General features: G+C 73.1%; 13 protein-coding genes and 2 pseudogenes. 3 read left to right on the forward strand and 12 right to left on the reverse strand.

Annotated elements, in window-relative coordinates; genetic code table 11:
- The first annotated feature begins 325 nt into the window (after positions 1 to 325).
- Positions 326 to 616 (forward strand): chorismate mutase, encoded by a 291-nt coding sequence (locus KM933_RS01295; protein ID WP_221347851.1) that lies wholly within the window; start codon positions 326 to 328, stop codon positions 614 to 616.
- A gap of 593 nt (positions 617 to 1209) precedes the next feature.
- Here the strand turns inward: KM933_RS01295 and KM933_RS01300 are convergent.
- Positions 1210 to 2109 (reverse strand): hypothetical protein, encoded by a 900-nt coding sequence (locus tag KM933_RS01300; RefSeq protein ID WP_221347852.1) that lies wholly within the window; start codon positions 2107 to 2109, stop codon positions 1210 to 1212.
- Positions 2106 to 3230 carry a hypothetical protein gene (locus KM933_RS01305; protein ID WP_308013199.1) on the reverse strand — a complete coding sequence of 375 codons (1125 nt, stop codon included), beginning with the start codon at positions 3228 to 3230 and terminating at the stop codon, positions 2106 to 2108. Before KM933_RS01305 ends, KM933_RS01300 begins: the two co-directional genes overlap by 4 nt.
- 319 nt (positions 3231 to 3549) lie before the next feature.
- Here KM933_RS01305 and KM933_RS01310 point away from each other — a divergent pair, with 319 nt between their 5' ends.
- Positions 3550 to 4587, forward strand: coding sequence for an LPXTG cell wall anchor domain-containing protein (locus KM933_RS01310; RefSeq protein WP_221347854.1), 1038 nt, complete (start codon positions 3550 to 3552; stop codon positions 4585 to 4587).
- Positions 4588 to 4742: 155 nt separating this feature from the next.
- On the opposite strand, the gene KM933_RS01315 is transcribed toward KM933_RS01310, so the two are convergent.
- From KM933_RS01315 to KM933_RS01330, 4 genes are all read right to left on the reverse strand, one after another.
- Positions 4743 to 6521 carry a GMC family oxidoreductase N-terminal domain-containing protein gene (locus KM933_RS01315; RefSeq protein WP_221347855.1) on the reverse strand — a complete coding sequence of 593 codons (1779 nt, stop codon included), beginning with the start codon at positions 6519 to 6521 and terminating at the stop codon, positions 4743 to 4745.
- Positions 6522 to 6588: 67 nt separating this feature from the next.
- Positions 6589 to 8214, reverse strand: coding sequence for a succinic semialdehyde dehydrogenase (locus KM933_RS01320; RefSeq protein WP_221347856.1), 1626 nt, complete (start codon positions 8212 to 8214; stop codon positions 6589 to 6591).
- Positions 8215 to 8437: 223 nt separating this feature from the next.
- Positions 8438 to 8593: a hypothetical protein gene (locus tag KM933_RS01325; RefSeq protein WP_221347857.1), complete on the reverse strand. Its 156-nt coding sequence runs from the start codon at positions 8591 to 8593 to the stop codon at positions 8438 to 8440.
- Positions 8594 to 8653: 60 nt separating this feature from the next.
- Entirely contained in the window at positions 8654 to 10141 is a 1488-nt protein-coding gene (locus KM933_RS01330) for a diacylglycerol/lipid kinase family protein (RefSeq protein WP_221347858.1), read from the reverse strand.
- A gap of 141 nt (positions 10142 to 10282) precedes the next feature.
- Here KM933_RS01330 and KM933_RS01335 point away from each other — a divergent pair, with 141 nt between their 5' ends.
- Entirely contained in the window at positions 10283 to 11113 is an 831-nt protein-coding gene (locus KM933_RS01335; protein WP_260332851.1) for a hypothetical protein, read from the forward strand.
- A gap of 51 nt (positions 11114 to 11164) precedes the next feature.
- Here the strand turns inward: KM933_RS01335 and KM933_RS01340 are convergent, their stop codons facing one another.
- The 6 genes and pseudogenes from KM933_RS01340 to KM933_RS01360 form a co-directional block, all read right to left on the reverse strand.
- The gene (locus KM933_RS01340) at positions 11165 to 12874 is read right to left on the reverse strand and encodes a serine/threonine-protein kinase (RefSeq protein WP_221347859.1); all 1710 of its coding nucleotides are present in this window, start codon (positions 12872 to 12874) and stop codon (positions 11165 to 11167) included.
- An 81-nt stretch (positions 12875 to 12955) separates the two neighbouring features.
- Entirely contained in the window at positions 12956 to 14593 is a 1638-nt protein-coding gene (locus KM933_RS01345) for a serine/threonine-protein kinase (protein ID WP_221347860.1), read from the reverse strand.
- Between the two features lie 201 nt (positions 14594 to 14794).
- Entirely contained in the window at positions 14795 to 16630 is a 1836-nt protein-coding gene (locus KM933_RS01350; protein ID WP_221347861.1) for a serine/threonine-protein kinase, read from the reverse strand.
- A gap of 191 nt (positions 16631 to 16821) precedes the next feature.
- The gene (locus KM933_RS40820; RefSeq protein ID WP_488269379.1) at positions 16822 to 17523 is read right to left on the reverse strand and encodes a hypothetical protein; all 702 of its coding nucleotides are present in this window, start codon (positions 17521 to 17523) and stop codon (positions 16822 to 16824) included.
- A 1401-nt stretch (positions 17524 to 18924) separates the two neighbouring features.
- Positions 18925 to 19560: pseudogene (locus KM933_RS40520) on the reverse strand (protein kinase domain-containing protein); the annotation flags it as partial.
- Positions 19561 to 19624: 64 nt separating this feature from the next.
- A pseudogene (locus KM933_RS01360) lies at positions 19625 to 20743 on the reverse strand (serine/threonine protein kinase); the annotation flags it as partial.

The following is a 20743-nucleotide window of genomic DNA, read 5'->3' on the forward strand; positions in this document are numbered from 1 at the left end:
CCACCGCACCACCTGCCGGCCCTCCCGGGGTACGCACCTTCCCGGGATGCGGACCCTCCCGGGGTACCAGCCCTCCCAAGATGCGGGCCGTCTCATGATGCGAGCCGGGTTGGAGGGTCCGGGCCGGACCGGCATACTGCTCCCATGCTCACGCACCAGCCCTTCGGCTTTACCTATGGCAACCGGCCCACCGGCTGCCATGGTCGTGCTGCTTGAGCAACTGACGAGCGACTTCCCAGGCGCCCCGGGCCGACAAGGCCCGGGGCGCCTGCGTTTTCCGGTCCTCGCCGATCCGGGGCACCGCACCCGAAACGGAGCCCACCGCATGAGCACCACCACCACCTCCGACAGGACCGGCGCCCGCACCGAAGAGGCCGCCGGCGTGATCGCCGGTGCCCGCGAGCGCATCGACACCCTCGACGACCGCATCATCGGTCTCGTCCAGGAACGCATGGCCGTCTCGGCGGTCGTCCAGGAGGCCCGCATCACCTCCGGCGGCCGCCGTGTGAACCTGGCCCGCGAGATGGAGGTGCTCGGCCACTACAGGGAGGCCCTCGGCAAGCCGGGCACCGCCCTCGCGATGACCCTGCTGGAGTTGTGCCGGGGCCGCGTCTGAGGACGCGTACGGCATGCCCGGGCCGTCCCGTACGGCAGCGCGTACGGCACTCCGTACGACAGCGCGCGGGCCCGCCTACGACGGACGTCCGGGGCACGCACGTACGCATGCCCTCTCACCCGTACGGCGCGTGACCGTCCCGCGACGGGCTTCGTTGTCCCGAATGTCCGTGCCAGCCAGGGGCGGGCCCGAAGAACCACGCGTGGCTCCGCCGGGACGGGAGGCGTACGGAAGTGCGCCGTGGGACCCCGTTCCGGAGAAGTGACCGGACGGCAGGGGACAGCGGCCCGGTCACCCAGGGAAGGTCGGCTCCGGGGACGCCCGGAGCCGGCCGGCGGAATCTGTGCAAGGGCGGTCGAAACGGTTGCGGAGGCCGCGGCCCATCGAGCACGATGCAGGGACAGCCCCGAGTCCCACAGCGGTACCCGCATCGCCTCGTCCTACCGCCATTGGTCGACACCACACGCACTCCCCCGGTGCGCCGGGGCGCCGACCGGCGGACAAGCCAAGAAGCGGCGCTACCCCCCCCAGCGCCGCCTCCGAGGCACCGGCGCTGCCCTGACGTCGGTGCTGACCACGAAGGGCCCCGTGGATCACCCGCGGGGCCCTTCGCCCCTCCGCGCCACCCCGGCCAGTTTGGTGAGCTGCGCCTCGACGAGTTCCACCGGGACCTCGGCCCCGCCCGCCCGGAGCATGTTCATCGAGCTGAAGGCCACCAGCGTCGTACCGTCGCGGACGACCGTGTACGCGGTCGGCACCTGCGCCCCCTCGATCGAGGCGACCAGCCTGAACGCGACGGATTCGTCCCCCAGGTCCGGGGCGTCCGCCGCCTTCACCTCGCCGTAGTCGTAGCCGCCGTGGCGGTACGAGGTGCAGCTCCTCGTCGCCGACCGCAGCCCGTCGATGACCTCGTCGGCCCCGTCCGAGTCGTACGAGAGGAGGGCGAGCGTGGTCACCGAGGCGTCCAGTTCGTCCTTCGCCCCGACACCGCGGCTGACCCCGGCCTCGAAGGCGGGGGTGGTGGCGAACAGGAACATGTCGGCGATCGGCCCGCACTTCGACGGCGTGGCCGGGGAGGTCCGCCCCAGCAGGCCCGCCCCTCCCGACTCCTCGAACTCGTAGCCCTCGACGTCACCCGTCACGAGCACGGCCTTCCTCAACCGCGCCTCGGTCAGGGCCCCGGCCGTCCTCCGCTCCTTCCCGGTGCCCCGGGGGCCCGGCGTGGCCCGCCCCTCCTGACTCCCCCGGCCCTCCTCCGGGCCCCCGGGATTCCCCGGAGTTCCCCCGGCCGGCGTCCCGGACCGCCCTCCGCCGTCCGCCCGGCCGGTCTCCGCGGTGCTCCGCGACGACTTCCCGCCCCGGTCGTTCCGGTCGGAACCGTCCGGGCCGCCCGAACCGCCCGGGCCGCACGCCGCCGTGCAGGCGAGGGCGGCCACCGCCGCCACGGCCACCAGGGACCGTGCGATCCCGGCTCCCGCTCCTGCCGTCGTCACGTCCGCGTCACCGTTCCGCACGCTTCCGTGCCGGAGTCGCCGATGTCCCGGCTGCGGTCGTACGGGTCGACCGCGGGCCCGCTCGGGGGCGCGCCCGTGGGACCGGTCGAGCCCGGTCCCGGGTGCAGGAAGCCGTCGTGGACGGAGCAGACCGTGTTGCCGATGTCGTTGTCGTTGTCGACGACCGCCAGCCTGCCCGGGGTCACCCGGTACTTCGCCGGGTCGGACATCCGCAGGTCGATGACGCGGCGGACGATGGTGCGGGCCACCTCGGTGGAGTCCGGGTCGGCCGGGGCCACCGCGTACACGAAGGTGTGGTCGGTGTGGATGTCCAGCGCCCCGTCCCGGCCCGCCTCGAAGGTCGTACGGCCCCGCACCTTGACCACGTCGCCGACGAGCCGCACCTCGTCCGGGTCGAAGCGGCTGAACATGCGCAGCGGATCGTTGTCCTCCCCGGGCTCGCGCAGCGAGGACCTCAGGCCGTCGACCAGTTCGGGCTGCCGGGGGTCGAGCACCTTGTCGAGCACGGTCCCGGGGGTGCCGCCGAGCAGGGTCCCGCGGTCGAGGTTCGCGTCGACCAGCAGGGCCCTGGTCTGTTCCAGGGCCCGGGCGACCTGGTCCTCGGAGAACACGCCGGCCGCCTTCGCCTCCGGCAGCACGATCCCGGCGGCGCCGTCGGCGTACCGGGCGGCCGGGGAGCCGGCGAAGGGCTCGTCCAGGGTGGGCGTTCCGGGTGCCGCGCCCGGGGCCGCGGTCTCGGGCGCGGTCTCCGCGGGCAGCGGGGCCACCGGCCGCGCGCCCGCCCCTGAATCCGTCTCCGACGAGCCCGTGCCGAAGGGGTCGCCCGGCAGCAGGGACGGCTTCATCGCGACCACGGCCACCGCGCCCGCGAGCACGACGCCGAGGACCGTCCACACCCTGCGGCGCCGGTTCCTGCGTCCCTGTGTCTCCTCCCAGGAGGGGCCGGTGCGCCAGCCCGGGGGCAGTTCGCCGCGCGCCTCCTGCTGCCGCAGCCGCTCGGTCACCATGCGGGCGCGCGCCGACGGCTCCTTGGGCGCCTGCGAGGCGCGGATGTCCCGCTCGCTGTCCTGGACGAACCGTGCCCACACGTCGTCCGGCACGGACTCACCGAGCTCCTCGGATCCCTCTGACGGCTTCTCGCCCACGGCACTCGCGCCTCTCCCCCGTCGCCGGCCCGTCGGCCGGCTTCCTGAACGACAGTCAAACGAGGGTCAGTTCTAGGCGGTGCGCACGGAAGTTCACAAGTCGGCCCTTTGTGTGACGCAGCCCACATAAAAGTTGTGTGAGTTTCAGGGCAACCCTTCACAGGGGTCACAGGTCTCACATGCGGAACCAACGGCCATACCCGCGACCGCCACGCGGAGGCCTCCCGAATCTCGTGCCGCGACGACGTGGCGCACCGGACTTTCCGAGGTCTTCATGAAGCTCCGCCGTGTCATGGCCGCCGCGGCCACGACGGCTGTCATAGCCCCGCTCGCGCTGCTGTCGGCTCCGGCCGCCTTCGCGACCCCGTCGCCCAGCGAGTCCACGTCCGCGGCGCCGACCGCGACCGGGAGCGAGACCGGGTCCGCGTCCCCCACGGAGGCGCCCGGGACGACGGCGCCGGGCACCGAGATCCCCTCGGACGCCCCGAGCACTAGCGCCAGCACGTCGCCGACCGGATCCGCGTCCCAGTCCGCTTCGGAGACCCCCGAACCGGGTGAGGAGTCGGAGGAGCCGGGCGGGGAGCCGGAGGAGCCGGTCGACCCGGACGCCCCCTTCTGCGAGGACCTCGACGAGAACTACGGCGACGCCAAGGTCTCCGCGGACATCAAGGGCCTGCCGGGCAAGATCGTCGCGGGTGACGGTTTCCACGACTTCGAGCTGGTCGTCACCAACGAGTCGAAGACCGACATCGACGGTGTCGCCTTCTACGCCGAGATCGAGAACTACGAGTTCGACGAGGCGAAGTACCTCAGCCCGTACGTCACGCTGCAGTTCAAGAACACCGAGTCCGGCAAGTGGGAGCGGATCGGCGACGAGAACTGGGCCGGCAACTACTTCTTCTACGTCGAGGAGCTGAAGTCCGCGGCGAGCGAGAAGGTCGACCTGCGCTTCAGCATCGACAAGGGCGCCCCGGCCGGTGACTCGTACTCCTTCGGCTCCGGCGCCTACCTGGACAACGTCGAGGGTCAGGACTGCGTCGCCGAGGGCTGGGCGCAGTACGACTTCGAGGTGCTGAAGGCCGGTGCGACCAACCCCGACCCGGGTAGTACCGCGACGCCGAACGACGACGCCGACAAGGAGCCGGTGAAGAAGCCGCAGGGCGACGTCTCCGAGCTGCCGACCGGCAGCCTCGCCGAGACCGGCTCGAACTCCGCCCTGCCGACCATCGGCCTCGTGGGCGGTGCGGCGCTCGTCGCCGGTGCGGGAGCCGTGTTCGTCGCCCGCCGCCGCAAGGCCGGCAGCGACGCGTAGTTCCGCCGGGGGCGGGGACGACCGCGGGTCCGGTGGGGGCCGGTCGCGCGGTTCCCCGCGCCCCTGAAGGGGCTTGCTCGTTCGCCCCGTACATGACGTGAGGACCTGCGCTCGGAGGGGGGCGCAGGTCCTCCGTCACTCCTCCGGGGGTGTCGTCACTTCTTCGGGGGCATCGTCGGCATGCCCAGGAACGGGAGCTTCAGGGCCCCGAACGCCTCCGCGGGGACCGCGGGCCTGAGCGGCTCGACCGGCTTCAGGCGCTCGTAGGCGGCGCCCTGCGCCGGACGCGGGTCCGCCTCGCCCTTGTTGGGCCAGTACGACATCGCGCGCTCGGCCTGCGCGGTGATGGTCAGCGACGGGTTCACGCCCAGGTTCGCCGATATCGCGGCGCCGTCGACGACGGAGATGCCAGGGTGCCCGTACAGCCGGTGGTACGGGTCGATGACCCCTTCCCGCGCGGACGCGCCGATCGGGCAGCCGCCGAGGAAGTGCGCGGTCAGCGGTGTGCCCATGAGTTCACCGATGTTCGAGCCGGCGAAGCCGTTGATCTCCTCGGCGATCGCGCTGGCGCCCTCCGAGGCCGCCTTGATCTGCTTCGGGTTGGGCGCGCCGTGGCCCTGCCGTGCCGTCAGCAGGCCCTTGCCCGGGCCCTTCGTCTTCAGGTAGGTCGTCAGGGAGTTGTCCAGGGACTGCATCACCAGGCCGATGATGGTCCGCTCCGACCAGCGGCGGTTCGAGAGCGAGCGGGCCAGGCGGCTGGGGTGCCGCACCGCGTTGGCCAGCCAGGCGAGCACCCGCGAGGAGCCCTCGGTGTAGGGGACCTGGAGGATCGACAGGCTGCCCATCGAGTTCGACCCCCGGCCGTAGCGGACGGGCTCGATGTGGGTGCTGGGGTCCGGGTGGATCGAGGACGTGATCGCGACCCCGCGGGTGAAGTCGACCTTCGCCCGGCCGGTGGCCCTGCGGTAGCGGCGGTTGTCGGTCTGCGCGCCGACCAGGGCCTCGGAGTTCGTACGGGTCAGCTCGCCCAGCCGGTCCGACAGGTGCGGGAGCTGCCCGCCCGCCTTCATGCGGTGCAGCAGCGTCTGCGTACCGTACGTGCCGGCCGCGAGGACGACCCGGCGGGCCCTGAAAACACGGGCCCCGCCCTTGCGCCCGCGGTCCGTCGGGAGGGTCGAGACGGCGTACCCGCCCCGCGGGTCGTCCGTGACGGACGTGACGGTCGTCAGGGGGTGGACGACCGCGCCGGCCTTCTCGGCGAGGTACAGGTAGTTCTCGGTGAGGGTGTTCTTCGCGCCGTGCCGGCAGCCCGTCATGCACTCGCCGCACTCGGCGCACGCGCTGCGGGCCGGGCCCGCGCCGCCGAAGTACGGGTCGTCGACCTGCTGTCCCGGCCGCGCCTCCACGGTCCCGTCGGCGTCCCTGCCGTCGCCGAAGAACACCCCGACCGGCGCCAGGTGGAAGGTGTCGCCCACGCCCATCCGCTCGGCGGCCGCCTTGAGGTGGACGTCCGAGGGGGTCATGGTCGGGTTGAGCCGTACGCCGAGCATGCGCTGCGCCTGGTCGTAGTACGGCTTCAGCTCCTCCTGCCAGTCGGTGATGTCCTTCCACTGCGGGTCCTGGAAGAACGGCTTGGGCGGTATGTAGAGGGTGTTGGCGTAGTTGAGCGAACCGCCGCCGACGCCCGCGCCCGCGAGCACCATGACGTTGCCGAGGAGGTGGATGCGCTGGATGCCGTACATACCGAGTTTCGGCGCCCAGAGGTAGTTCTTCAGGTCCCAGGAGTTCCTGGGGAGCGTGGCGCGGGTGAACCGGCGGCCGGCCTCCAGGACGCCGACGTCGTAGCCCTTCTCCGTCAGGCGCAGGGCCGTCACCGAGCCGCCGAAGCCCGAACCCACGACGATGACGTCGTAGTCGTAAGTGTCCTGAGGCACGCGCTGTCTCCCCTTCGAGTGTGCAGTGCGGGTGGTTCGTGAGGGCTCGCGCCCCTCGCGGGCGGGCCTAGCGGAAGCGGAGTGCCTTCATCAGGCGGAGGCTGCGGGTCATCAGGGCGGCGTACTTCTCGTCGTCCATGCCCAGGGACGGGCCCATCGGCAGCAGGCGCTGCCGGGCCACCGTCTGGGCCTCCGTGTACTTGAGGATGCCCTCGGAGCCGTGGCGGCGGCCGAGGCCGGAGTCCTTCATGCCGCCCATGGGCGACTGGACGCTGCCGTACGCGGGCCCGTACCCCTCGTTGATGTTGACCGTCCCGGTCCGCAGCCGGGCGGCGAGCGCGGCGCCCCGGCGGCCGTCCTTCGTCCAGACCGACGAGTTGAGGCCGTACGCCGTGGCGTTGGCGGCCTCGACCACCTCGTCCTCGTCCTCGAACCGGTAGACCGAGACGACCGGGCCGAAGGTCTCCTCGGCGCAGACCGCCATGGGCGCCTCGACGCCGTCGAGGATGGTCGGCTCGAAGAAGTACGGGCCGATGTCCGGGCGCGCCACCCCGCCCGCGACGACCGTCGCCCCCTTGGCGACGGCCTCCTCGACGTGCCGGGTCACGGTCTCCAGCTGGCGTTCGCCGACCAGCGAGCCCATGTCGGCGCCGTACGCGAGGGACGTGCCGAGCCGCATCGCCCTGGTGCGTGCGGCGAACCGCTCCAGGAACGCGTCCGCGACCGACTCGTGGACGTAGAGCCGCTCGATGGAGATGCACAGCTGGCCGGCCGAGGAGAAGCAGGCGCGGACCGCGCCGGCCGCCGCCCTGTCGATGTCGGCGTCCCGGAGGACCAGCATGGCGTTCTTGCCGCCGAGTTCGAGGGACACGCCGACCAGCCGGGCCGCGGCGCCCTGCGCGACCTCGCGGCCCGTACGGGTGGAGCCGGTGAAGGAGACGTAGTCGGCGTGCCTGACGACCTCCGGGCCGACGACGGGGCCCTCGCCGAGGACGACCTGGAAGACGCCGGCCGGCAGCCCCGCCTCGATCAGCAGGTCACGGGCCCACAGGGCGGTGAGGCAGGTCTCGGTGTCGGGCTTCATCACGACGGCGTTGCCCGCGGCGAAGGCGGGCAGCGCGTCGCCGACGGACAGCTCCAGGGGGTAGTTCCAGGGGGCTATCTGACCGACGACCCCTCGCGGGTGGCGCAACTCGGTGACCTGGGTGAGGGCCGGCATGGCACCCGCGTGCCGCTTGGGGCGCAGGTGGAAGGGCGCCCGGCGGCCGTAGTGGCGGGCCGCGACGGCGACCGCCTGGATCTCCTCGTGGGCGTGCAGACGGGCCTTGCCGGTCTCCAGCTGGATCAGGTCCAGCACCTCGGCCTGGCGGGCGAGCACGAGGTCGTGGAAGCGCAGGAGGACGGCCGCCCGCTCCTTCACCGGTGTCCGTGCCCATACGGACTGGGCGGCGCGGGCCAGCTCGTAAGCCCGTGCCACGTCCTGCGGCGTCGACTCCGGCAGGTCGGCCAGCTTCTCTCCGGTGAACGGCGTGTGGCTGGCGGTGCGGCCCGAGCCGACCACGTCGCGCGTGAGCTGTGCGATCAACTCCGGCGTGACCACGTCGGCCGCCGTGCGGGCGCCCGCGGGAGCGGGCGCGAGGGGGTTGGTGCCGGTCTTCTCCGGGGTCTGTGCCGGAGCCTGCGAGTCCGTCATGAGCGGCAGGGTATGCCCGTTCGGGCACTTTGGGTACCCGTCGGTAACAGGGTTTCACCGACCACACACACGGCGCCAGTGATCACTGGCGGCAAACTGTCTGATCAGGCTGTTGTCAGCGCAGGAATCGGCGGTCCGGACGGACGGGGACGCCGGAGCCGGCGGCCGCAGCCGTCTCTCCGAGTCACCTCACGGCTCGGCCCCGCGCCGTTTGCGTGCCCCTTCACACACGGCCGTGCCCCTTCACACACGGCCGCGTCCCTTTCCCCGGCCCGACGTCCCTTTCTCCGCCCGCCGTCCCCTTCGGCACGTCCACCCGCAGTCCGTGCATCCGCAGTCCGTACGTCCGGCTGCCGTCGGCGAGGGTCGTCGGCTCCATGGCGCGCGGGCTCCATGACGTGAGGGCTCCATGACGTGGGCCGGCGGGCCGCGGGGGGTGTCAGGCCGCGGGCGGTGTCCGGCCCCCGGACGACCGCTCCTGTCCGGACAGACGTGCCTGTCCGGACAGGTGCTCCTCCCCGGGCGGACGCTCCTCCCCGGACGGCTGCCCCCTCCCGGGCAGGGCCCGGTGCCGGGGCAGTGCCGTACGTCCCACCGCCGCCGCCAGCTTGCGCAGCCGGCGCCAGTCCAGGGGCGGCTTGGTCTCCGGGACGCCCGGCCGGTTCCCGGGGACGCGCACGCGCAGGGCCCCGGGCTCGATCCGGCACCGTACCGGTGTGGGCAGGACGAGCGCCTCGCCGTCCACACCGACCTCGATCTCGGAGCGGTCGGCGTCCACGACCACCTCGCGGGCGCTCAGCACCGTGAGCCCGGTGGAGTGGCGCCCCAGCAGCAGCCCGGCGGCCTCGGCGGCGTTCTCCACCTTGATGCCGAGGACGCCCAGCACACCCGACTCCAGCCGCTCGCGGTAGCCGAGCCCCGCCGGATCGTCCATGCGGTAGGGGTTGTTGCTCACGAGGAGGGCCTGGGGCGCGTCGATGACGGCCGCCCCGGTGCCGTCGCTCTTCTCCAGACGGGCGGTCAGCCGCGGCCCCCGCTGGTGCGTGAGCAGTTCGGGCAGCAGCTCCAGTGTGGTGCGCACCTTGTCGTCCCGGTACTCCGGGCTCTGCACGACCGCCGCGTACGCCCCGAACGAGGCGTTGTTGACGAAGGGGTGGGTGTCGGCGAAACCGAGGTCGACGTGGAGTTCGACGCCCTCGTCGGTGAGCGCGTCGAGGCTCGCCGCCGGGTCGTTCCGGTCGAGCCCGAGGTCCATGGCGAAGTGGTTGCGGGTGCCGGCGCTGACGACCAGGAACGGTATCCCGTGCTCCGCGGCGACGGCGGCGACCAGCGCCTGCGTCCCGTCCCCGCCCGCGACACCGAGCAGGTCGGCGCCGTCAGCGACGGCCCGCCGGGCGAGTGCGGTCACGTCCTCCCGCCGGTCGGGGTCGAGGAGGTGGACCCGCGCGCCGAGCCGCTCGGCCTTCTCCTTCAGCCCGAAGCGCCCGACCTTCCCGTCCCCGGAGCGCGGGTTCATGATGAGGAAGGGCCTGACGGGGGCGGGGGTCCGGTGCTCCGGCACGCTCACGGTGTGGGACCTGGTGCTGCTGAGCGCGAACTTCCCGGCCCAGACGGCGCAGGCCCACAGGGCCAGGGACACCATGACGACCCAGAGCAGGTTCTCCGCGGCGAAGAACCAGACGACCGCGGCGGGCGTCGCCAGGGCCAGCCCCACGGCCGCGGCCCGGGCCGCCCCGCGGAGGGTCAGCACCCACCACAGCGCGGCCACGGTCAGCGCCGTGCCGAACGCTCCGACCGCGACCAGCAGCAGGCTCTCGATCTGCGCGTACCCGAGCGGCAGCAGCACCGCGACACCGGCGGCCGTCAGGGCGCCGCGCGCCGCCCACCGCTGCCGGGCGTGCGCCCGCCCGTCAAGATCCAGGCCCACGCCTGCCGCCTCTCCGCGTCCGTCCGCGCCGGTCCCCGTCGGCCCGGGGCAGCAGTATGCCGCCCCGGACCGACTTGACGTTTCCTTGGCCTCCGCACAGACTCCTGCTTCACTCAAGATCACCGAAGGAACATTCGAATAATGAAGAGATTCACGCTGCCGCGCACCGGCGTCGCCGCCGTCGTGTCGGTCCTCTCGCTCGCCCTGGTGACCGGCTGCTCCGACAGCGGTTCGGACACCAAGTCGGACTCGGGTCCGGGCGACAAGGCGGGCGCGAAGGAGCCGGTGGCGAAGGTCCTGAGCGACGGCGAGCTGGAGAAGCTGATCATCGCCACGGCCGACGTCAAGAACTTCAAGGTCGGTCCGGCCGACGCCGCCGAGCAGTTCGCGTCCTCCAAGAAGGACATCGAGGTCGACGACGAGAAGTGCGCGCCCCTCGTGTACGTCCTCACCGGCTTCGCGCCGGGCGACGAGGCGTCGTACGTCAACCGCCTGGTCCAGGAGGACCCCGCCGCCAAGGCGAGCGCGTCGCCCTCCAAGTCCCTGGAGGACATGACCGAGGAGGAGCTCGACGACGCGATGAACTCGATCACCGACGCCCTCGGTTCGACGATGACCATCGTGTCCCTCTCCTCCTACGAGGGGGACGGGGCCGAGAAGGCCATGTCCTCGGTCTCCACCGCGATCGACGGCTGCGCCGGCGGGTTCACGGCCACCGCCAAGGGCGAGCCCCAGAAGTTCAAGAAGATCGCGAGCGAGAAGGCGTCCGGCAACGGCGACGAGTCGCTGGCGTTCGCGGCCACCGCCGACGCCGACGGCAACCCGGTGGTGCACGCGGAGGTCGCGCGGCACGGGAACACCGTCGCCACGTACTTCACGCTCAGCCTGGCGGCCTTCGCCGACGACGCGAAGGTCTCCGACTACGGGGTCCCGGCCGCGCTGATCAAGGCTCAGGCGGCGAAGCTCGGCTGATCCGCGGTCCGTCCGGCGGGCTGTGACCGGCGAGGGGGCTCCCTCCGCCGGTCACAGCCTGTCGATGTCGAGGTTGGCGACGGCCGTCCGCGCGACCTCGCGCCCGCGCCCGGTGAAGTCGCCCTGGCCCGGGTAGCCGATCATCAGCTTGTACATGTCGCCGGACCGCGTCCGGTAGTAGAGGACCTGGAGCTCGCGCGGGAGCGGGTTCGTGCTGTCCGTACTCGTGTAGACGACGGTGTTCCGGGCGGCCTTGCGGTCCTTGTACGTCACGTCGGCGGGATCGCTCCTCGGCACGGGCTGCGCGTCCATGTCGAGGCCGTACGAGCCGCTCCGCTTGTAGGCGGTGTCGTCCTCGTACATCTCCGCCGACGCCGTCGAGGCGATCCCGCCCGTGGTGTCCTCGCTCTTCCTGTCCAGCGACAGGCTGACCCAGAGGGCACCGCTCGGGTCGGTGAACCGCACCCAGTGCTCGTCCTGCGGCGCGTCCGGCTCCGGCACGGTCCTCCGGTAGCCCTCGGGTACGGCCACCGTCGCGCCCAGCGCCTTCACCTCCGCCTTCCTCCAGCCGTCCGGCAGCGGGCCCGCGAACGGGTCCGCGAGCACCAGGTACGCCGTGACCGCCGCGGCGACGACCACGGCGGCCACACCGGTGGCGATGCCGAGCCACGCCCTGCGGCCGAGGCGGGCCGCCCCGCCGCCGGGTGCCGCCGGCTGGACGTCCTGGACGCCCTGGACGGCCTGGACGGGCGGCGGCTGGGGAGGCCGCACGGTCCGCTCCAGGAGCGCGCGCACCCGCGCGGCGTCCGGGCGGCGGCCCGGATCCTTGTCGAGGAGGCCGCTGACGGCCTCGGCGAACGGACCGGTGGCCGCGGCGGGCGGGGCCGGCGTGGCGTTGAGGACGGCCTGGAGCGTCGCGGGCGTGTTGCTGCGGCGGAACGGCGAGACGCCCTCCGTGGCCGCGTACAGGACCACGCCCAGCGACCACAGGTCCGACGCGGGACCCGGTCGCTGTCCCAGCACCCGCTCGGGCGCGACGAACTCGGGTGAGCCGACGAAACCGCCCGTGTCGGTCAGGTTCGGCTCGCCCTCGATCCGGGCGATGCCGAAGTCGGCGAGCACGACCCGGCCGCCCGTGCCGAGCAGCACGTTGTCCGGTTTGACGTCGCGGTGCAGGATGCCGGCCGCGTGCGCGGCCTCCAGCGCGCCGAGCACTTCGAGGCCGATTCTCGCCGCTTCGGGTGCGCCGAGCGTGCCCTCCTGGAGCGCCGCACCGAGCGAACGCCCTCTGACCAGCTCCATCACGATCCACGGCCTGCCGTCCACGACGGCGACGTCGTGGACGCTCACGACGGCCGGGTGGTCGAGCCGGGCGGCGGCGCGCGCCTCGCGGCGCATCCGCTCGAAGACCTGGGACCGTTCACGTTCGGGAAGATGCTCGGGTACGCGCGGCTCCTTGACGGCAACCTCCCGGTCCACCGTCTCGTCCTGGGCCCGCCACACGGTGCCCATGCCCCCGTGGCCGAGCTTGTCGAGCAGCCGGTACCGGCCCGCGACGAGCCGCACGGCACCAGGGTCGTGCGATGCGTGCGGCACCTGCGGTGTCTGCGGCATCTGCGGCATCTGCGCCTCGGGTACGACCTGGGCGGGCGAGGCGTACAAGTTCCCCGGGTGCGGTACGGCGACCGGCGGACGCGGCGGTTGCAGACGGAAACTCGTCGTTTCGTCAGGCTTGTAGGAGTGTCCCCCGTCGCTGCTCATGGGTCCATCCTTACCGCGCCGGGCACTTCCGCTCCACCCTGGGCGCTTTTCGGTCACAGACCCGTGACGCGTGACGCGCCTTCAGGAGCCCGTGCGGGCGAACGTGTCGACCGCGACGTCGAAGTACTCCCGCGCCGCCCGCGCCTGGCCGAACGGCGCCGACACCAGCACGTCGTACATCCGGCCGCCCTCCTCCCAGCACAGCTCGTAGACGTGCCGCGTGCCCTCCGCCCTGCTGAAGCCGTCCCAGGTGAACTCCCACAGCGCGGCGGCGCGTCCGGAACGGGTCGTCTCGGTGACCCGGCCGTCGCGGTACCCGGGATAGGTGCCGGGCCCGTCGGCCGCCGCGCGCTTCAGCACCGCGAGCGGACCGCCGGCTCCCGGGGCGGACACCTTGACGCCGATACGGAAGGTCTTCCCCGCCGACAGGTAGAAGATCCGCTCCCCCTGTGCCTCGCGGGTGAAGCCCACCGGGACGGCGAGGGAGAATCCGGCCGCGTCGACGGCCAGACGGTACCCCGTGGGCACGGTACGGCTCGCCGGGGCGGACGGCCGGGAGCCGGTGGCGGTGGGCCCGGGACCCGGGGTCGTGGTGGCCGTGACGGCCGTGCGGGACGGGGTGGCCGAACCGAAGGGCGGTGTCAGCCCGTTGCCGTCGTCGCCCATCAGCAGCGCGGCCGCCGACACACCCGCCACGGCCATGGCCGCGACGAGGGCGGTCGCGATCAGCACGTTGCGCATCGAGGAGCCGGCGGCGAAGGGGAGCCGCGGCGGGAACCGCGCGGCGTCGTCCGGGTCGGCCGGTGCCGGGGCGCCGGGGTCCCGTCCGGCCGCGCCCGGCCGCCCCGGTGTGCAGCCGGACGGGACGGGCGGCATACGGCCCGTGGCCAGGAAGGTCCGCAGCAGCCGCTCCGCCTCGATCGCGTCGATCCGCCGTTCGGGATCCCGTTCGAGGAGGCCCAGCACGACGGGCAGTAAGGGCTCGACGGCGGCGGGCAGGTGCAGGTCGTCGACCACCACGGCGTGCAGGATGCCGCTCAGGGAGTCGCGCCGGAACGGGGACTCGCCGCTCACGGCCGTGCAGAGCAGGGCGCCGAGGGACCAGAGGTCGGACTCGGGCCCGGTCCTGAGGCCGGACATCCGCTCGGGTGCGGTGTACTCGGGCGAGCCCACGAACGACCCCCGCTCGGTGAGCGTCGTCGCGCCCGCGACCTGCGCCGTCCCGAAGTCGGTGAGGACGACCCGGCCCTCCAGGTTGAGGAGCACGTTCCCGGGCTTGAGGTCGCGGTGCAGGACGCCGGCGCCGTGCGCCTTGCTCAGCGCGCTGAGGAGGTCGATCCCCATCCGGGCCGCCTCGACGGCGTCGACGGGGCCGTCCCGGGAGATGCGGTCGGCGAGGGAGCCCCCTTCGAGCAGGTCCATGACGATGTACGGGCGTTCGTCCTGCTCCACGACGTCGTGCACGACGATGATGTGCGGGTGCCGCAGTTGGGCGATCGCGCGTGCCTCACGCAGGGTGCGCTCGCGCTGCAGCCGGGCCTCCGCCGCCGAGAGCGAGGTGTCGACGGTGAGTTCCTTGACCGCGACCTGCCGGGCCAGCAACTGGTCCGTGGCCTGCCACACGACACCCATGCCGCCCCGGCCGAGTCTGGCCCCAAGGCGGTAACGGCCCGCGACGAGACGGGCATCGTCCTCCGGTCTCTCCCCCTCGGTCCCCATGTGTCCCATCATGCCGCACCGGACTTGTCCCTTCCGGGCCCGCGCGCCCTCGGTGGCCGACAACCGCCGTACACACCCGGACGCAGCGTCCCTTACGGGGCGCGGGGAGTGGCGCGACCTGGCACACCCCGCGGAACCGGACGTCCCCGGAACCGGACGTCCCCAGGGCCGGACGTCCCCGGGGCCGGTCGTGGTCCCCCGTCACCGCGGAGCCGGCGGCTGCCATCCCCGCAGGATCGCGTCGAACTGCTCCCGGGCCGTTCCCCAGTCGCCGGCGGGGGCGGACATGTAGATCACGTACTCCACCCCGTCCCGCCCGAGGTACGCCTGTTCGATGGCCCGGCGCGGGCCGGGGAACTCCGTGTCCTTGGGCAGCGCGGTCCAGGTGAAGTCCCACAGCGCCCCCGGCCGGTCCCGGAACGTGTTGGCGTCGAGACCGACCCGCTGGTAGTCGCTCAACTGCTTCAGCTGCTGTTCGAGATCCACGAGGTGCCGGTACGGACTGTCGAAGTCGGGGGAGTCGTCGACGGCGATGCGCACGAAGTGCTCGCCCCCGTCGGGCGTGTAGTCGATCTGCTCGCCGTCGAGCCGCCGCTCCCAGCCCTCGGGCAGTACGAGGCTGAACCCCTTGACGTCGTTGACGCGCTCCCAGCCGTCGGGCACGTCACCGGCCTGCGTCGTGCCCCCGGTCTGCTTACCGTCGTCCTGTCCGCCCGAAGAGCCCGCCGATCCCGAAGAACCCGACGAGTCCGACGCGTCCGAGGAGTCCGACGCGTCCGAGGACTGGTCGCCGGGCGACGGTGACCGGTCCGAGGACGTCGACGTGCCCCCGTCCCCCCGCCCGTCCAGGTACAGCATCGCCGCCGCGCCTCCGCCACCGACCAGCGCGGCCGCCAGCACGACCGCGGCGACGGTACGCGACCGGCGGCGCCCGGCCGTACCGGCCGCCGTGGGCCGGTGGGCGGTGACGACGCCCGGCCCGGGCCCGGGCCACCCCTGGCTGCCGTAGGTGTCGTGCCCGTCGGGTCTGTCGTAGGGACCCTGCGCATACTGACCGCTCTGACTGCTCTGACCGCCTTGACCGACCTGACCGCCGTACGTCCCGTGGACACCGGCATGACCGGCTTCCCCGACCCCGGCTCCCTGCCCGAACGTCCCCAGCGGCTCCCGCGTCGTGGCCACGTACTCCGTTGTCGGCGCACGGGTCCGCGCCGCGTCCGGCGTCCGCCCCTCCGCGGCCTCGGCGAGCATCCGCTCGGTCTCCTCCGGACCGGGCCGCTCGGCGGGATCCTTGCGCAGCAGGGCGGTGATGACGGGTGCGAGCGGGCCCGCGTGCTCCAGGGCCTCGGCCTCCTCGCCGACCACGGCCTGCATGGTGGTCAGGGGTGTCGTCCGCCGGAACGGCGATCTGCCCTCGACCGCCGTGTAGAGCGTCGCACCGAGCGCCCACAGGTCGGCGGACGGGCCCGGGTCCTGGCCGCGGATGCGCTCCGGGGCCAGATAGTCGACCGACCCGACGATCTCACCGGTGCGGGTGATCGTCGTGTCCCCCTCGACCTGGGCGATCCCGAAGTCGGTGAGCAGCACGCGGCGGTCGTGGGAGAGCAGCACGTTGCCGGGCTTGACGTCGCGGTGCAGGACGCCCGCGGAGTGCGCGGCCCGCAGCGCGCGCAGGACCCACAGCCCGACCCGGGCCGCCTCCCGCGGTTCGATGCGCCCCGAGTCCTTGACGGCGTCGGCGAGCGAACCGCCCTCGACGAGCTCCATCACGATCCACGGCCGGCCGTCGTGCTCCAGCACGTCGTGGACGGTGACGACGGCCGAGTGGTTGATGCGCGCCGCCGCCCGGGCCTCGGCCCTGGTGCGGGCGAGGAGGACGGACTGCTCGCTCTCGGACACGTAGAGCGCGGCCGTCAGTTCCTTGATCGCGACGGCGCGGTGCAGCACCTCGTCGCGCGCTCGCCACACCCGGCCCATACCGCCGCTGCCGATGGAGTCGACCAGCCGGTAGCGCCCCGCCAGAAGCAGGCCCTGCATCTGATTCACGTTTCCCCGCAATGCTCTTGACAGGGTCAGACTAAGGACCGGTACCCGCCCAGGGAACTGGCGGGGGACTACGGAGACAGCACTGTGACGGTTACGGCGCACCCGACGGCGTGGACGCCCCCCGTCCGCACCGGCCCGGCAACCGTACAAGGGCCCTGACGGCCACCTGTCATGACATCACGTCAGTCCGTGATCCGGTACGTCGACGACGCCTGCTCGTACAGCCGCGTCACCTCGTCGCGCTCGGCCTCCGGACCGCGTACCTGCACCACGTGGTAGCGCCCACCGGCGATGATCACGAGGTTCCGCACGTAGACCTCACGCCCCTGGGAGTCCTGCCAGGTGAACTGCCCCTCGGCCATGGCCCGTCCGCCGACGTCTATCCGCCGCATACCGCTGGACGTGGCCCAGGTCGAGTCGCGGAACGGCTGCAACTCGCGCTCGTCCTCACGCTGGTAGGCCATCGGATCGCTGCCGTACTCGCTGGTCGTGTCCCGTCCGGGGACGACCAGCAGCTCGAAGCCGGCGTGCGAGTAGACGACCTGGCCGCGGCCGTTCTTCCCGGCCCGCTCCCAGCCGTTGGCGACCGCCACGTGGAACCCTTCCGCGTCCTTGCGCAGGGTGAAGCCCTGTGGGAGGTCGGGACCGGTGGTCTGGGTCGTGGAACTGGACGAGCGCGTCGGACCGCTCTCCTTGTCCGGCGCCTCCTCGTCCGGTGTCTTCTCGTCCTGCGGATCGGTGCCGGAGTTCCCGTCCGGTTCCTGGCCGGTGTCCCCGGAGTGCCCGGGAGCGGGGCTGACGACGTCCCCGGCGGAACCGGTGCGCTCCCCGCCGGTCTCGTTCTTCGGCATGAACGCCACGGCGTACGCGACGGCCGCGGCCATGGCGAGCAGGATCAGCAGGAGCAGGGTGCGGCCGAGCCGGCGCGGTTTGACCTCGCCGCCCTGCCGCTCCCGCTTGTGCCGGCCACTGGTGGCGGGCAGCCCGGCGCGCCGCCTGCGGACGATCTCGCCCCGACGGCGTACGACCGGCAGCCGGGCGGCGTCCACGGGCGGCGCCGCGACGACGTACGTACCCGCCTCCGGCTCGGGCGCCGACCTCACCAGTGAGCGCAGCCAGCCCCGGAGATCCTCGAAGTCCAGCCGCTCGGTGGGGTCCTGGCGCAGCAGCGACTCCACGACCGGCCGGAGCGGACCGCACTCCTCCGCGAACGCGGGCGGCTCCGCGCACACCAGCTGCACCAGCTCGGCGGTGCTCTCCTCGGGGTAGGGCGCATGGCCCTGGACGGCGCGGAAGAGCAGTGCCCCGAGCGCCCACAGGTCCGTCGCGGGCCCGATCGGCGCCGCCAGCTGCCAGTTCTCGTGCACGGGTCCGGCCTGCTCGGGCGCCCAGCGCTCGGTGACGGGGCCCACGACGGCCATCCGCGCCTGCCGGGCCCGCTCCGCCACCAGCGCGGTGGCCGGGCCGCGCCCGGCGGGGGCCGACGCGGGGGCGGACCGGTTCCGGTGGGCGGGGACCCCGCCCGCGCCGATGCCGCCGGTTCCGCCCGTGCCGCCGTCGCCGCCGTCGGGCAGCGCGGGAGCACGATCCTGCCCGGAGCGGTCCGCCCCGGGTACGGTGCCGCGCGGCGCCGCGCCGTGCCAGGAGCCCGGCGGCCGTACCCCGTACGGATCCACGATCTGCCCCGGCGGCGAGGTCCGCTCCGTCCCGTGTCCGGAGATCTGCCCGGAGAGCTGTCCGGATATCTCTCCAGCTGTCTGTCCGGCCGTGTGCCCGGTTGTCTGCCCGGCCGTCTGCCCGGGGAGCCGGGTCCCCCCGGTGTCTCCTCCGGCGGGCCGGGGACGCGGAGCGGGCAGTGCCGCGCCCCGGCCGTCCCGCTGCTCCTCCTGCACCCGGGCCGCGGCCCTCGTGCCCGCGCGGTAGGCCGCGATGGCCCCGGCCCGTGCGGCCCGTACGTCTCCGCCCGCGTCCAGCGCCCGCTGCGCCATCTCCGAGGCATGTGCCCGGGCCTGGGTCTGCGGGACGGGCACCGCGCCCCCGCGCACGGCCTCGACCGCAGTCCGGCCGCCGTCCGCCCCCCGTGCACCGGGCACCGCCTGTCCGCCGGCCCCGCCGGTCCTGTCGGGGGCACCGGGAGCACCGGCCCGGTCGAGCTGCCCGGCCGGCCCCGGCGAACCCGCGGGGAACGCCGGACCGCCGCCCGCGTCGCCTTCGGCGGGCGGCACCGGGTCGTATCCGCACAGCGCCTCCTCCGCGGCTCCCGAGGCGAGCCCCGTGAGCATCACCCGCCCGTCGTCGCAGACGAGCACGGTACGCGCGGTGATGTTCCGGTGCACCCATCCGTGCGCGTGCAGCACCCGCAGCGCGGTCAGCACGTCGGAGGCCACCTCGGCGGCCCGGTACGGGCTCAGCGGTCCCTCGTCGAGCAGCTCCGCGAGTTGCCGCGCGGGTACCAGTTCGCTCACTATCCACAGGGACCCGCCCTCGGCGAACACGTCGAAGACCTGGTCGAGCCGGGGGTGGTCGGGTATCTGCGCGGCGGCCTGCGCGGCCTCGATCGCCCGTCGCACGGCCGGTTCGGCGGGCCTGCGCGTGGTCCGCGCGGACGGCCCCCGCACTCCGGCGTCCGCCGCCACGAACCCGTCGGGCAGCCCGTCCGCGTCGAGCACCTCCGCCTCGACGACCTCGGGCAGCGGCACCTGCCGGACCACGACCTCCTGGCCGCTGTAGGTGTCGAAGGCCCGTGACTCCGTGGCGATCTCGTACTCGTCCGACGGCGGCAGCGGCAGGCGGTAGCGGTCGGCGAGTACCCGTCCCGCATAGTCGTCCACGATGCCTCCCCCTGCCGCCCGGCCGGTCAGATCCGTTCGCCATGCGTCCCGTTGTGGCTGCCATTGCGGCTGCGTACGGTCCGCAACCACTCACGATACGTGCCGGAGGCAACCCGTCATGAGGAGATACGAGATCTCAGGTGTCTCGTGCCCCTCAGGACTTCGGTTCGAACGACGTCGTCAGCGTCCGCCACGTCTCCTTGCGAAGTCCGGTGTCCCATTTCGACGCCTTCGCGGTGTACATGAGCGCATATCCCTGGCTGTCGTCGACGACGAACCCGCGGTCTATGGTCCGGTACTGCGTGCCGCCCTCCACGTAGGTGAATTCCCAGTCGGCCGTGTTCCAGCCGCGGTAGTCCACCTTCTCTATGCGCAGGCGCTGGTACTGCGACCGCCGCATGTACTGCTCCTGGTTCTTCCAGTCGGCCACCGGGTCGGACTTGGGCGTCGTGGTCCAGGCGACCAGCAGCTTCTGCCCGTCGGGGCCGGCGAAACGGGCACCGGCCGCGCTCGTGGACTGGTATTTCCAGCCCTTGGGCAGACCTATCGAGAAACCCTGTCCGTCCTTGTGCGTCGATTCGGCCTTGCCGCCCGAACCGCTGCCGGAATTACCGCCCGAACCACCCGAACCGCTGGATTCGCCGGAAGCGCTCGCGCTGGGCGAACTCTCCTTCGTCGCGCCGCCCGAGGAGTCGTTCTTCCCGTCACCGTTCTTTCCGTCGTCGTTCTTCCCGTCGCCGTCCTTGTCCGTGCCGGCGTTCCCGTCCTGCTTGGTGTCGCTTCCCGCGTTCGCTCCGCTGGACGCGGACTTGTCGTCCCCGGCCTTGTTCTCACCGGAACCCGAGGAACCGTCCCCGCCACCCAGAGTGACGGCGAGGACCGTGCCCAGCACGGCAAGCGCCACGACCACGGCGATGATGACCATCGTCCGCCGGGACACCGCGTCGGTGAGCGGCGACCTGGACGCGGTGGTCCGCGGGTGCGCGCCCCCGGAACCGCCCGGATGTCCGTCTGCCGCACTGGAGTTCAGTACGGCAGCGGTGGGGCCGCCCTCCTTCGCGGGAGCGGATGCGCCGGCTCCCGTGGCCGCGGCGGCGACCGCGGTGCCGGACCGGGCCCCGGAGGCGGAGTCCGCACCGGAGCCGGAACGTGAACCGGAGCCTGGGCCGGAAGCCGACGCGGACACCGCGGAGGCGTCCGAAGCCGAAGCCGGCGCGTCCGCCGCCTTGCCCCCGGCCGGTGCGCCCGCCGACCGGCCGGCGGCGGTCCCGGC

The organism is Streptomyces beigongshangae (genome assembly GCF_019710745.1).
Classification (GTDB): Bacteria; Actinomycetota; Actinomycetes; order Streptomycetales; family Streptomycetaceae; genus Streptomyces; species Streptomyces beigongshangae.